We start from the raw sequence: 13,760 nt of genomic DNA on the forward strand, positions 1-13,760 counted from the left end.
TGGTGATGCACCAGTTACGATGCATCAATTTTTGAGGCTTTGGCTTGGAATCGTTATTTACCGACGTAACTGACCCGATATACGACGCCGTTATAATCGTCGGAAACCAGAAGTGCGCCATCATTCATGACAAGCACGTCAACTGGACGACCCCACATCGGTGGATCGGCACGTGCATCAGTCATGAATCCGTCAAGAAAAACTTCCTTTACAAGATGGCCCTTGGCATCAGTGTGCACGCGGTCCACTCGGTAGCCTTGCTTCTCTTCCCGGTTCCACGAGCCGTGCAGCGCGATAAACATGTCGTTACGATACGCCGCAGGAAAACTTTTACCCGTGTAGAAACGCATTCCCAATGGTGCTACGTGGGCGCCCAACAACATCGACGGCGGGGTAAATTCGGCGCATGAACGGTTCTTGCCATAGGTCGGATCGAGGATCGTTCCCTGGTGGCAGAACGGAAAGCCAAAATGTTCTCCTACTTTGGTGACAGTTTCGAGAACGTCTTCCGGTCCCTGGTTACCCATCCAGTCGCGTGCATTGGAAGTAAACCATAGCTTTTTCGTACGCGGATTAAACGCCATACCGACGCTGTTGCGCACACCGCGCGCAACATCTTCCACAACTCCGGTTTTTGGATCAACCCGCAAGATTGCTGCCTGTATATAATTCGGCATAGTAATGTTCTGCGGCGAGCCAATATTGAAATACAGTTTGCCGTCGGGACCTGTCGTCAGAACTTTCCAGAAGTGCCCTGGCTGCTCGGGCAGGCCATCGACGATTACCCGTGGTGCCGGGGGATTGTCGAGATTGTCCTCGATCCCCGCATAGGCAACGATGCGTTCGCGTTCCGCTACATACAGCGTGCCGTCGGCAAACGCTAGTCCGTTCGGTGAGTTCAGCCCTTTGAGGATGGTTTTTACTTCACGCTTTCCATCATGATCGATCACGGCGTAAACATTGCTTAGCCCACGATTGCTGACGAAGACGGTCCCTTTAGTACCAAGCGCAAGGGAACGTGCGTCCGGGATACCATCTGCCCAAACCTCAACTTTGAAGCCGGGCGGAACTTTTAGTTTTTCTATCGGAAGCTCGCTGGCGCTGCGTCCGATCAAGATTGACGCGATCGGATGTAAGGTTGAATTTGCCAGATCCGCTGGCATACCTTGGGCCCATGCAGGCGCTGCTGCCGGAGCAGGCGATGTCTGCGCAAAGACGGCAGCCCCGACACTTGTGAGTAACGAGACTAATAATAATTTATTACGAATTGACATGTCTTCCTCCTGGGTAACGCTGGTTTTTTTATAAGGTCTTTTATTGTTTGCACACGATCAACTATCGTTATTTTGAAAAAACACCCATTATTATTTACTAGATAACAATACCTGACAGCACTATTATTAAGAAAAAACCATGTCAGTATACTGATGAGTACTGATAATTACTGACGAATATGTAAATTTAAAAGTGGTTTTAATGTGATTTTAAAGCCATGAACATGACTCTCTGTCGTCACTGCGGGTTGACACAGCGCCCGGGAGATCGCTGGATCAGCTATCGCGGTCCGTGTTGACAGATTTCAGGCGGCGGGGAATAAAATATAAGCGCGCTATTCCTGATAAAAGTCGCGACAATCCAGCTGATTCCGGGGCAATATTCGCGGAGAGCAAAAATGCTTCTCTACGGCCAGATTTGGTGTTGCGGGCAGTCCCGACAATTTGTCCATTGTCGTTGATCCCGGTGGCTTTTTGTAGGACCCATCCAGCGTTAATGTCCTGTGGGCTCATCAAGGTGTTGAGATCGATAAGCTTACCGGTTAGCCATAAGGTAGCGCGACTGGCACCGGCAGCGGTTGTGGAGTACCCGACAATCTGGTTGGCGTTATTGATGGCGAGAGCGGTGCTGAAGTTTCCGCTCAACGCGCCCAGATCAATCGCACCAGTTTTATGCCATAAAGTGGCATGTTGCGCATCATTTGCCAGATGGGAAACGCCGGCTATCTGGCCATAGTCGTTGATAGCCAGTGCCTGACTGGCATTGCCCCCTAAGGTGCCGAGGTCGATTGCTTCGTTGCCATTCCACATCGTCGCGTGGCTGGCCTGATCGCCCGGGGTATAAGCCACTCCCGTGACCAGGCCTGAATTGTTGATACCGGTTGCGTAGCTGTAGGATCCTCCCAGGGTGCCCAGATCGATGGTGCGCGTTCCATCCCATACGGTTGCGTGATTAACTGCATCCCCAGGCAGGTAGGCGTATCCGGCCACCTGACCGATATCGTTGATTGCCAGGGCAGCGCTGAAATTTCCCCCTAGCGTACCGAGGTCTATCGATGAATCTTCCCGCCATACAGTCGCGTGGCTTGCCATATTTCCGTGCAATTGAGCGTAACCAGCGACGTCCCCGGCATTATTGATGGCCATGGCGCGGCCGTGACTACCCCCCAAATTACGCAAACAGGTGAGTGTGCCATCTTTCCACCGGGTCGCAACCTCAGCATATCCTGCAACTACACCAAAATTATTAAGCGCAAGCGCAGAGCCCGCAGCTTCTAAGAAAATTAAATTATTCAGGCCGTTGAACTGATTGTTATTTTCGGACAGACCTACTTCAGCGATTGCACTAAGTTTCAGTTTTTTATCGTTCATATGCTTTGTTTTTTTGCACGAATTCAACAGCAGCATTATCTCGATTACCAGCCGACTGGGTGCTCGTTCTTTTGATTAGATGTTGGCTTGATGTGTTGAGAACCACCACTCTTTCCGATATGGAAACTCGACAATTCTCTTCGCGATGGTATCGCTATCATCTTCTTGACCCGGAATAGAATGCAGGGTCAAAAAGAACGCTCAACGCGTCGCAGAGCAAAGTAATACACATCCGACTGCAAATAAATTCATATTATTATAATAATAATTGCCCGTTGGTATTTCTACGAGTTCCTATTTTTTCCCATTTTTTTGTTTTTTTACGACAAATCGTATGGACTACGCGCGCGGCACCACCGCAATTCACATTGTTTGCACGCCATCATGTTACGAATACACACACTTCGTCGCCGTCAGCTTATAACGCATCAACTTTTCCCTTTTGATGGCTCGGTATACGGCTTGAAATTCTAGCGATTTCGTATAGAAACAGTGCAATAAATAGGCACAGGAACTATAGAAAATCCCCTAAGTTTGGCCTGAATGCGTGGCGTCATGTTTTAAAGCTGTTACTGTAAAAACAGGACTTGCGGCAGTGACCATCGATAGAGCGCATTCAAGAAGGGCCCTGGGCGGCGGCCCTACCGAATTTGGCTGACATGGGCGTCGCAAAAAAGCATTTCCGCATCAAGCTTCGATTGAGGGCGCTAAACCAGAAAAGTGATCTCGACCAATAACGGTGCGAAACCGCGCTGGTTCAACGCGAGCGGAATATCACTTACCGCGCATTTTATTTACTATCGCTCGCGATAAAATTTCCTCTATCAATCTTTCTGTCATTCATAAAATAAATTTGATTGGAAAAATTATTTCCTTTTATTTTATTGAAAGCATCGAAAAAAAAGTGGCGCAATCATTATTGTTTAACCAGATTCACCGCCCAGAAAAAACTCGCATGCTGGCAAGTACGCGTCCCATTCTGTTTTATTTTTTCTACTCAAAAAAAAATGGTAGAGGAACGTATCAGTGGCGGCCAGAAAATGGTAGGCCGACCGCGATTTTTCGCCCTTGATTTTTTGGCGATTGATGCGTATCCCTATCTCGATTTGAGAACTGCATCTTTGTAAAACGCGCTGATCTTTTTATGCGCATTCTCCAAAATAATTACGGTTGGAAAAAGATCTCGACCATAAAAATGGATCATTTTTTTAACGTTTTAAAGGAGGATAAAGAATTGCCATTGACAGAAACAGCCAGGCGCGGCCGGCGTTGAGCGTATTTTTTACAGAGAGATACCATGAAAATCAGCAGTACTTTTTTACCTCAAACTTATTGGGACGAAGTAGGTGGACTGGAAACATTGAGTGCATTCGAGGTGCAGGTAGACAACAAAACTTTAGTAGTTGGCATCAGTGTTGGGAAAATGGTCGGACCCGCATTGGATGACGCCGAAGTATCCCCACTTGCCATGCGAGTTGTCAGTCGCGTAATCGACTACCATCAACTCAATCACCTTGAGGGCGCACCCTTCGTTGTTGCAGAGATAAAAGGCACGCTCGCAGCGGTGAAGCGCGTACGTGAGGTGTTTCGACTTGCACCCCATCGGTCGGGGCTAATGTTAATGTGTTCAAGCGAAAGTGTTTATAAGGCTGCATTCTCTGCACTATGTGTTGATTTTAATTGCGTGACTTTGAGTAACGGTCAGTAAATCACGCACAATTTCGACGTACCAGCCACGCCGCAATCTGGTGCTGCGCGAAGCTGATAAATTCGCTGCGGCCTTAGGTTTGCGCATGACCGAAACTATGAGCTGCAACTTCAATTTGCGGCTCGTTTTGCTTCTTCGTCTGGCGAACTACCGGGACCGACTGGATCGCAGCGACGATCAAAATAAGGTTACCGAATACTGTCAACCATTCCAGAGACGCGTACATTTCATGTTGGAAAATATATCCTTAAAACCTATCAATTCTGCGACAGCGCCAAGTGGATTTTGAGACTGCTTCAGGGACTGCTACTTTCACCAGAGTGTTGATTTGGCTTGTGCTGATAAACCTTATAATACACGATTTGTGGATTGGTGGGGCGTAAAAAATCCACTATTTGTGTCTTTCGAGAAATAGTGGTCGCCATTTATTGGGTGCGACCATTTCCTCGCTATTCTTTTTTTGAGTCGGTGCCGAGGCGTAAGGCCGGATTAACTAACTGCATCGGCTGTCCTTGTGTTTTTTTGGTAACTTCATACGTCGATTCCGATTCCGCAACGCGTAAAATTGTATCTTGGCCTCGGCTATCGGCAGCCTTATATAGCTCGATGAGGTGTCTTAACCGCGGATCTGGCGGAGCATCCTCGAGAGTCAGCATATAACTCGCGCTAGCCTCGTAGACTTCCGCCAGTTTTTTGACAATTTTGAGATCGGATGAGCGCGTGCCATTTTCCCAATTCGACAACCGGGTGGTAGATAGCCCGGGGACGAGTAAAGACGTCGCTTCAAGGGTTAACTTCTTGGCATTTCTAGCTTCTTTCAACCGTTTGCCGACTTCTTTTTTTAATGAATTCATACTAGACAGAATAGTTTTCAAATCGTGGATACACAATCAACTTATCGTGGGTTTCGCGCCTAAAATATATCACCACTACGTGGATAAATTTTCTTTAAAGAAAATATTTTTCTTCCTGTGAAATGAAGCGGTTTTCCATCACATAAGAGGAACATTGGCGACCGGCAGGCACTGAGCTGCCTTGAAAAAAATCTGAAACGACCTGCCGAAAAGCTTTTATCCCGTTTGCTCCGGTCGATGCCAGTGATGCAAGTTGTTGCCTGATTTGTAAATGCAATGCGGGCATTGGTGGTAATAATGCTAATATGTTGTCAACATTTCATCAAACCTTATGGCTAGGGACGAAAATGGGAAAAGCAGATCCAAAATCGCTGCGTGGAGGAGGGCCAGATACTGCACGGCAACGTGGCTTCACGCTGATTGAAATCATGGTGGTGGTGGTCATCATGGGCATCCTGGCTGCACTGGTAGTGCCTAAATTGATGGGCCGCACCGACGACGCCCGGGTGATGGCGGCGCGCTCCGACATCGCCAGTATCGTGTCTTCGCTGAAATTATATAAACTCGACAATCAGCGCTACCCAACCACGGAGCAAGGCCTTGAAGCGTTAGTTACCAAACCGACCGTTGGTCCTCCGGCAAACAGCTGGAAAGCTGGCGGTTATATCGACAAACTTCCTAAAGACCCATGGGGTAAACCTTATCAATATTTATCGCCCGGTATCAAAGGCGAGGTGGACGTGTTCTCCTATGGCGCGGATGGACAACCGGGCGGCGAAGGCAATGATGCCGACATTGGCTCCTGGAGTCTGTAATGGAAGGCGCGGGGCTTAGCAATCGGCGGGCACGCAGCGGCTTTACGTTGCTCGAACTGCTGGTCGTGATCGTCATTGCCGGTATTACGCTTGGCGTTGTATCGCTGAATGCTTTTCCCAATGATCATCAAGTCCTGTTAGACGACGCGCAACGGATTGCCGTGCTGTTGCAGTTGGCGCGTGAGGAGGCGATTTTGCGTAATCAGCCGACCGCTTTCGAAGCCGATGCCAATAGTTATCGTTTTCTGGTGCGCGACGAAAGTGGCTGGCAACCGCTAACGCAGGATGACATGCTGCGCCAACGCGCATTCAAACGACCGCCGGTCCAGTTATCGATGGAACCCCCGGCGATGGATAATGGCTCACCCAGCACCTTGCGCATTCCATTTGGCCGCGAACCGGTGGACAAGCCTTTTGCGCTGACCTTGGCTGGCGGGGACGCAAGGGTCATCATTCGCGCCGATGGTATTGGTCATTTTTTGGTCGAATAGATGTTTAACTCGCGCCCGCTTCGCATGGCACTTGGCGCAGGCTTTACGCTGCTGGAGGTGCTTGTGGCCTTGGTGATTGTTGCCGTTTCATTGGGAGCGAGTTTGCGCGCGATTGGAAGTTTGACGCAAAACAGTAGCGCTCTGAGGGCCGCCATGATGGCAACCTGGTCGGCGGAAAACCGTTTGACCCAGATCCGTTTGGGAAACGAATGGCCGCCAATCGGTGCTCGCGCTTTTAATTGTCCCCAAGGGGAATTGCAGCTGCTATGTGAAGAGCACGTCTTTGGCACGCCGAATCCGTATTTTCGGCGCGTCGAGGTCGCCGTGTATGACGTCGCCGATCAGCAGCGACGCATCGTCAACCTGACTCAGGTCGTGCCGAATGGTCATTAATCGTTACTGCGTGGAAACGATTACCGGCCAGGCGTGTCATGCGCCCCGCACGGCGCGGGGTTTTACGCTGATTGAACTGATCATTGCCATCACCATACTGGCGATGGTGGCTGTGCTGGGCTGGCGCGGGCTCGATGGCATCGTACGAGCGCGCAGTGCGTTGACCGAGGAAATGGAACAAACACGTGGTTTGCAACTGACGTTTGCTCAAGTCCAAAGTGATTGTACGCACCTGGCACCGGATAGTTTGCTGCCGACCCGTCCTACCCTGTTGATCGCTTCTGATCGTTTCCTGATGGTCCGGCTGGTATTTGTCGAGCAGCAACCGATCCAGGTGCAGGTGGTCGACTATCGCTTGCGCGATGGTTTCCTGACACGTCAGGAAACTATTGCCACCCGCGACTTAACTGTTCTCGATGCGATGTGGCAGGCGGCGCTTAACGACGCGGAGCAATCCGCCGGGAATAGCACTGCTAGTGGCACCCCAAATGGGCAGGCGGTCGTGCTGCAATCGAATATAGCGTCGATGCAAATGCAACTATGGGGAAGCGATGGACTCGGTTGGCGTCCGCCCGCTGCGGCTGCGAATTCAACAGCGGCCATTCTGGTGAATGGCGTAAGGATCAACCGCTGGACCGGACTGGAAATTGCTTTGCAGCCGCGTGATCGCGCTGGCAGCATGCTCAAGGCTTTTTTATTGGGAGCCGCATGAGACGGCCCTTGATAGCGCGACCCGCAACTCTCTGCGCGCAGCAGGGCGTTGCGATTGTCACGGCTTTGTTGCTGACGACATTAGCCGTCACCATCGTTGCCAGCCTGTTCTGGCAACAGCAGGTACAAGTCAGGTCGATTGAGAATCAGCGCTTGCAGTTGCAAAGAGACTGGATTATGCGTGGCGCACTCGATTGGGCAAAGTTGATTTTACGCGCCGGCGGTCGGCAATCCACCATTGATTATTTAGGCCAACCCTGGGCGACGCCGTTAGCCGATACGCGCCTGGATCAATATCTGGAAGATGGTCGTTCTGATGGCGATGCGGGTGATGCCATCCTGTCTGGCAACATTATGGATGGGCAATCGCGCTACAACTTAAGTAACCTCAGTGCGAACGGTGCAAACGGCGTCAGTATCATCAATCCGGATGAACTGGTGGTATTCAAACGCCTGTTGGTTAACGTCGGCGTACCGGTCAGTTTGGCCGTTGTGGTCGCGCAGGCCATCGTGGCCGGGCAACCGCCACCGGTAACGCTTCCACTTCAGCCATCGTTGCCAGGGTCCACGGTCGTGGCTGGATCGGCGACGCATTCCGATAACGCTACATTGCCAATCATGCAGGCCGACGACCTCTTGTCGTTACCCGGTTTTACAGCGGATATGGTCGGGCAGTTAAAAGATTTTATTATCGTGCTGCCGCTGACCACCCCGGTCAACGCTAACACGGCACCGGCTGAAGTGCTTGCGGCCTGTTTTGCAACGCTCACCCTAACGGAAGCGAATGTGCTGATTGCCAGTCGCCGTGCCGCACCGTTTGTTGATATGCAGCACTTGTCGGCGCAAATGGCACAATTATTTGGAAAACCATTTTCTTCGATTGCCAACGTCGGGTTTTCCAGTGTTTTCTTTTTAGTAAATGGACGCCTTCGGATGGGCCGTGCAGCACTCAAGACGGTGTCGTTGATACAGCGCATTAATAACCGTAACGACAGCACCATCGTGTGGATCAGAGAGCAATAAGTGTAAAAAAAAGCCAAAAAAATAAGTGAAGGGAGCGTTTTGAGTACCTTATTTATCAGATTGCCAGCGAAGGCCACGTTTGATCTTACGACGCCGATGATGATGCCGGATTGTCGGTATGCGCTCGTATCCGAACAAAATCGCATTGAGCGTCAGGGAATAGCTCCTTTGTCAGATCTTGCTGCCCAGATCGCTGCTGCAGCGCGGGTAGTGCTGATCCTGGCAGCGGCCGATGTCAGTCTGTTACGGATGCAAGTGCCGCCGATGTCGGATTCCAGGCTAAAGATGGCGTTGCCCAATCTGGTTGAAGACCAATTGCTGGACGATCCGCTTGACTGCGTCATTGTGACCGGCCGCAGACGCGCGGTTAAGCTTAGCCGTAATGATCAACACCCGGTTGATAATGTCCCGGATAACCTGCGCCTGATCGCGGTGGTGCAACGTGAGTGGTTATTACTAATCGTGAAGACGTTACGGGCACTCGGCGCTGGCAATCTGCATGTCTTTCCCGCGCAACTATGCCTTTGTCTGGCCGATCCGAAGCTGATGGTCGCGGCCGTCACCGATCACGGTGGCGTTATCGAGGTCGCGCTACGCATGGCGGGCGAGGAGGGGATCGGCTGGTTACTTTCTCCCGTCACCGGCCAGTCTTCAGAACAGACGATTTTGGATAGTCTGACAGCAATTTTGGCGCAGCAGCAGGTTCTGCTCTACGTGCCGGAAGCGAGTCTCCTGGCCTTTCGGGAACGCGGCGACACGCAGGTCACGATAGCGCTCGATGACTGGTCGCACTGGATTGCAGGTGCGCAACAACTAATGCGCGAGGGTGGCATCGATTTGATGGGCGGTTTGACGGCCTCCGCCGCCGGAACCGAATTCAGATGGCGGCGTTGGCGCTGGCCCATTGCGCTAGCCGCAGCATTGCTAATGGTGAACGTTGTCAGTTTACAAGTTGACTGGTGGCGCATGCGCCGCGAAGCCAGCAGTCTGCGCGCTGGCATGCTGCAAAGTTACCGTGCAGCCTATCCCAAAGAGACCGTAATCCTCGATCCGATTGCGCAAATGCAGCAAAAAATTGCCTTAGCCGAAAGCAATAACGGGCGTTTTTCGCATGACGATTTTCTGTTGCTTCTCGCTGGATTCGGTGAAACATGGGCTGCACTACCGCAAAGCGTTGAGACCAAAGCCATTGGGGCGCTCGAATATCGCGACCATCATTTATTAGTGCACTGGAAAAATATTCAAAATGCGGACGCCGCGGAAGCGCCCTTCAAGCGCGCCCTGGATGCGAAGCTACTGACGTTGACCAAGCCAGTGGACGGTGTCTGGCAAATTGGGAGCCGCCAATGAATTCGGCATTCAGCCCATTACGCCAACCTGCCGGAAAAATACGCGTTTCCGCTCTCGCGTACTGGTCGCAACGGGATCAAAGGGAACGTCGCTTGCTGGCCTCGGCCGGGGCATTTACTTTACTGGTATTGGTCTATCTGTCGTTGATTCAACCGGCGTTAGATGGCAGGGCGCGCTTACAAAAAGATTTGCCCGCGCTGCGGCAACAAGCTGCCGACATGCAATCTCTGGTGGAGAGGGCAGCATTAGTGGCAGCCCAACCCGCTGAAAGGGTGCTCGCTCCACTTGATAAAGAGGCAGTCCAAAGCGCGTTAAAAAACAAAGGATTAACGGCGCAAAGTGTTGTGATGAGCGGTGATACCGCCAGGGTCCAGATGGATGCGGTGGACTTTGCCGGCCTGCTCGACTGGCTAACCAATGTCCAGCTCACAGCACATTGGCAGGTAGTGGACGCCAGCGTTAACGCGCTGAACGAAGCAACGCAAGTGCGCAAGAGTGTCCAACCCGGCAATGTGAACGCAACGGTTCTGCTATCGCAACCAAGGCACCAGTAGCGGATCTGGGCGATTGCATGCTGTGGTAATTAGCGGGCGGTTTTTCTACGCGTGTATGGATAGATCATTTCAATTAGAGGAGCGATATGCGACAGCCAACCGTTGTGCTGATGTGGGTCGTAGCCGCGGTCGCGAGTGTACTGACAACGGTGCTGTTTTTTTTTCCGGCAATCTGGCTGGCTCCGCTATTGGAAAGCCGGACCGGCGGACGTATTACGCTAGGTGATCCGCAAGGATCGTTGTGGCATGGCTCGGCCTTTATCGCTGCTGCACCGAGCGCCAAGGATGCGCTGATGCCTTTGATACCCGGTCGGTTTGCATGGGATTTGTCGCCGCTCATCCTGATCGGGCGGGTGGATGCGACGGTGGAAAATTCACCTGTTTTATCGCAACCGGTCAGTATCCACGGGGACTGGAAAGCATGGACCGTGAGTGCAGCCAGCCTGTCTTTACCGGCGGAGCGGTTGACCGCGTTGGGGGCGCCACTGAACACGTTAAAATTTTCGGGACGGCTCCTGTTGCGCTGGGAACAATTGGCGCTGACGCGTCGCATCGGCGGTGTCGATCTGGACGGCGCGATGACATTGGAATTGCTGGAAATAGCATCACGCCTGTCGCCGGTCAAGCCTTTGGGCAGCTATCGTATGCGCTTTGACTGGCATGGCAGGCAAGCGCAATTGCGGTTAGACACATTAGGCGGATCAATGTTATTGAGCGGAAAGGGCACCTTACAAGACGGCCACCTACAGTTTTCTGGAACAGCAGACGCAGCGGCGGGACAGGAAGAAAAATTAGCTACCCTGCTGAGTTTATTGGGCCAGTATCGCCAGCGCAACGGCAGAAATGTTATCGGACTAGAGTTTAAATCATGATAAATAAAAAAATGCATCTCGCGATACCAATAACATTCAAAGCACGTGTTGAGACAATTCGACGTAGCTGTCACGTTGTCGCAGCCGTTACCATGCTGACCTTTTGTGCTCCCACTTCGGCGCAACCGGTCGGTAAGGTTTCCGGTGACGCTCTCCATCAGGATGGCAGCAACGGGCAGGCAGTGATGAATTTCATGGGCGCCGACATTGAGTCCGTTATCAAGGCTGTCGGCTTGTTTACCGGTACCACCTTCATCGTCGACCCTCGTGTCAAAGGGACCATTAACCTGGTATCGGAAAAGCCAATGAGCAAAACCAGGGTTTTTGATCTTCTCGCTTCGACGCTACGTTTGCAAGGATATGTACTGGTGCGTGGCGATGGCTTTGTCAAAGTTGTGCCGGAAGCTGACGCCAAGTTGCAACTCGCTCCGATCAGGGCGGAGGGCGTTAGAGGCGATCAGATTGCGACACAAATATTTTCATTGAATTACGAATCTGCAACCAATATTCTCGCCGTGTTGCGGCCATTGATTTCACCCAATAATACGATCAACGCCAATCCCGGGAACAACACACTGGTCGTCACGGACTATGCCGCAAATTTACAGCGGTTAGCAAAAATGATCGCGGTATTGGACGTGCCGGCAGTGAGCGACCTCGACGTGGTTCCGGTACGTTATGGTGTCGCCAGTGACATCGCGGTGATGGCAAGCAAATTGCTTGATGCCGGTTCCGTGGCATCCGCCGGTGCCTCAGGTGCTGGCGACAGTGCGCGCATTGTTATTATGGCCGATTCGAGAACCAATTCTGTGGTTATTCGCGCACCGTCGAGAGGGCGCGCCAACCTTGCCAAATCACTCATTGAAAAGCTCGATCAACCGACCACACAGATCGGCAATGTGCATGTGGTGTATCTGAGGAATGCTGACGCCGGGAGACTGGCCAGAACATTGCGGTCAATCGTTTCATTCGATACCGCATCTGCGTCCGGCGGTCAGGCACTTAGCAGCGCAGGGTCGGGCGGTACGGCAGGCAGCATGCTGCAAAGTACCAACGGTGCGCAGGCGGGTACAGCGTCTGGCATATCAAGCTCTGCGTTTTCCAGCGGCGCGGCGCCATTGTCCGGAAGCGGTGCAGGTTCCGGTTCCAGCACTGGTTCGGGCGGCGGGAGCAGCGCAGGTTATATCCAGGCAGATGAAACCACCAATACGCTGATCATCACAGCCAGCGAACCGGTCTATCGCAACGTTCGCAGTGTGATTGATCAGCTTGACACCCGGCGCGCGCAAGTCTACGTCGAAGCCTTGATCGTGGAGGTCACGGACACAGCGGCGAGCGAGATCGGGGTGCAGTGGCTGGCGCTGAGCGGCGACAAAAATAGCGCTTATCGGGTTGGCGGCGGTACTGGATTTATGGGTACCAACACGGGGATCACCAGCGGTAACCTGTTTAACACAGCCATAGGTCAGCTCACGGCGGGAACCGGTACAACCACATTACCAACTCTGGGCAGTGGTTTGCAACTCGGCGTGTTCCGCCAGATTGCCGGGAAGATCGGTCTCGGCGCGCTCGCCAGTGCGTTGAATTCGACGACTGGCGGAAACGTCCTTTCGATGCCTAATTTGCTAACCCTCGATAACGAAGAGGCGAGGATCGTGGTCGGGCAGAACGTCCCGTTTGTTACCGGCTCGTATGCGACGACCGGCGGAACCACGACCAATCCGTTCACCACGGTGGAGCGTAAAGACGTCGGTACGGCACTTAAAATAAGACCGCATATTTCCGAAGGTGGAACGGTACGTCTGGAGATTTCTCAAGAAGTATCGGCCGTGGTTCCCAGTACGGCCGCCAACCAAAATGGACCGACCACCACCAAACGTTCCCTGGATACCAATGTGGTGATAGACGACGGCGAAATCATCGCATTGGGTGGACTGATTGGTGACGACAACGAGCACAATATTCAGAAAGTGCCCTTGCTGGGAGATCTGCCATTTATAGGGAATCTTTTCAAATATCAATCCGGTTCACGCAGCAAAACCAATTTGATGATATTTCTGCGCCCCACCATTATTCGCAACAAAGAGCAGAATGGAATAGTGGTCGCCGACCGTTACGATTATATGCAGAATGCCCAAATCAGCGTGCAACCGGACAAAAGTATTTTGACCGATTTCGGTGCTGCGGTGATGCCAAAACTCGAGGATGGTGGGCCTTTCGTCGACTTGCGCTCTCGCCAGCAACGTTCGCAGGATAGGCAACCTTCGGTCCTCACGCCAGGGTCTGCTACCGGACCTGCGACGGCCCCGGATTCAGGCAGAACCCCTTAAAGCGGAACACTAAC

14 protein-coding genes are annotated in these 13,760 nt (G+C 52.1%); 11 read left to right on the plus strand and 3 right to left on the minus strand.

From position 1 onward, the window contains the following. Positions 1–53: 53 nt before the first annotated feature. Together JQN73_RS15970 and JQN73_RS15975 are read right to left on the minus strand one after the other, a co-directional pair. Entirely contained in the window at positions 54–1,274 is a 1,221-nt protein-coding gene (locus JQN73_RS15970; protein ID WP_205319826.1) for a sorbosone dehydrogenase family protein, read from the minus strand. A 276-nt stretch (positions 1,275–1,550) separates the two neighbouring features. Further along, the gene (locus tag JQN73_RS15975; protein ID WP_205319827.1) at positions 1,551–2,645 is read right to left on the minus strand and encodes a DUF3466 family protein; all 1,095 of its coding nucleotides are present in this window, start codon (positions 2,643–2,645) and stop codon (positions 1,551–1,553) included. Between the two features lie 739 nt (positions 2,646–3,384). On the opposite strand from JQN73_RS15975, the gene JQN73_RS15980 reads away from it, so the two are divergent. After that, the gene (locus JQN73_RS15980; protein WP_205319828.1) at positions 3,385–3,717 is read left to right on the plus strand and encodes a hypothetical protein; all 333 of its coding nucleotides are present in this window, start codon (positions 3,385–3,387) and stop codon (positions 3,715–3,717) included. Positions 3,718–3,942: 225 nt separating this feature from the next. Next, positions 3,943–4,353, plus strand: a complete 411-nt coding sequence (locus JQN73_RS15985) for a hypothetical protein (protein WP_205319829.1) — start codon at positions 3,943–3,945, stop codon at positions 4,351–4,353. 449 nt (positions 4,354–4,802) lie between these two features. Here JQN73_RS15985 and JQN73_RS15990 read toward each other — a convergent pair whose 3' ends face one another. After that, a complete protein-coding gene (locus JQN73_RS15990; protein ID WP_205319830.1) occupies positions 4,803–5,207 on the minus strand; it encodes a helix-turn-helix domain-containing protein in 405 nt (134 codons plus the stop codon). A 347-nt stretch (positions 5,208–5,554) separates the two neighbouring features. Here JQN73_RS15990 and gspG point away from each other — a divergent pair, with 347 nt between their 5' ends. The 9 genes from gspG (at position 5,555) to gspD (ending at position 13,746) form a co-directional block, all read left to right on the plus strand. Next, a complete protein-coding gene (gspG, locus tag JQN73_RS15995; RefSeq protein WP_205319831.1) occupies positions 5,555–6,022 on the plus strand; it encodes a type II secretion system major pseudopilin GspG in 468 nt (155 codons plus the stop codon). Continuing rightward, a complete protein-coding gene (locus JQN73_RS16000) occupies positions 6,022–6,513 on the plus strand; it encodes a GspH/FimT family pseudopilin (protein ID WP_205319832.1) in 492 nt (163 codons plus the stop codon). The genes gspG and JQN73_RS16000 overlap by 1 nt, the downstream gene beginning before the upstream one ends. Then, on the plus strand, positions 6,514–6,906 hold the full coding sequence (gspI, locus tag JQN73_RS16005) for a type II secretion system minor pseudopilin GspI (protein ID WP_240162293.1): 393 nt from the start codon (positions 6,514–6,516) through the stop codon (positions 6,904–6,906). Continuing rightward, positions 6,896–7,618: a type II secretion system protein J gene (locus tag JQN73_RS16010; RefSeq protein ID WP_205319833.1), complete on the plus strand. Its 723-nt coding sequence runs from the start codon at positions 6,896–6,898 to the stop codon at positions 7,616–7,618. Before gspI ends, JQN73_RS16010 begins: the two co-directional genes overlap by 11 nt. Beyond that, a complete protein-coding gene (gene gspK / locus JQN73_RS16015; RefSeq protein WP_205319834.1) occupies positions 7,615–8,640 on the plus strand; it encodes a type II secretion system minor pseudopilin GspK in 1,026 nt (341 codons plus the stop codon). Before JQN73_RS16010 ends, gspK begins: the two co-directional genes overlap by 4 nt. Positions 8,641–8,679: 39 nt before the next feature. After that, on the plus strand, positions 8,680–9,990 hold the full coding sequence (gene gspL / locus JQN73_RS16020) for a type II secretion system protein GspL (protein WP_205319835.1): 1,311 nt from the start codon (positions 8,680–8,682) through the stop codon (positions 9,988–9,990). After that, positions 9,987–10,544 (plus strand): type II secretion system protein GspM, encoded by a 558-nt coding sequence (gene gspM / locus JQN73_RS16025; RefSeq protein ID WP_205319836.1) that lies wholly within the window; start codon positions 9,987–9,989, stop codon positions 10,542–10,544. Before gspL ends, gspM begins: the two co-directional genes overlap by 4 nt. An 86-nt stretch (positions 10,545–10,630) precedes the next feature. After that, positions 10,631–11,416: a type II secretion system protein N gene (locus JQN73_RS16030; protein ID WP_205319837.1), complete on the plus strand. Its 786-nt coding sequence runs from the start codon at positions 10,631–10,633 to the stop codon at positions 11,414–11,416. Then, positions 11,413–13,746 (plus strand): type II secretion system secretin GspD, encoded by a 2,334-nt coding sequence (gspD, locus tag JQN73_RS16035; RefSeq protein WP_240162294.1) that lies wholly within the window; start codon positions 11,413–11,415, stop codon positions 13,744–13,746. Before JQN73_RS16030 ends, gspD begins: the two co-directional genes overlap by 4 nt. Positions 13,747–13,760 lie beyond the last annotated feature (14 nt).

The sequence above is a fragment of the Glaciimonas sp. PAMC28666 genome (assembly GCF_016917355.1).
GTDB lineage: Bacteria > Pseudomonadota > Gammaproteobacteria > Burkholderiales > Burkholderiaceae_D > Glaciimonas.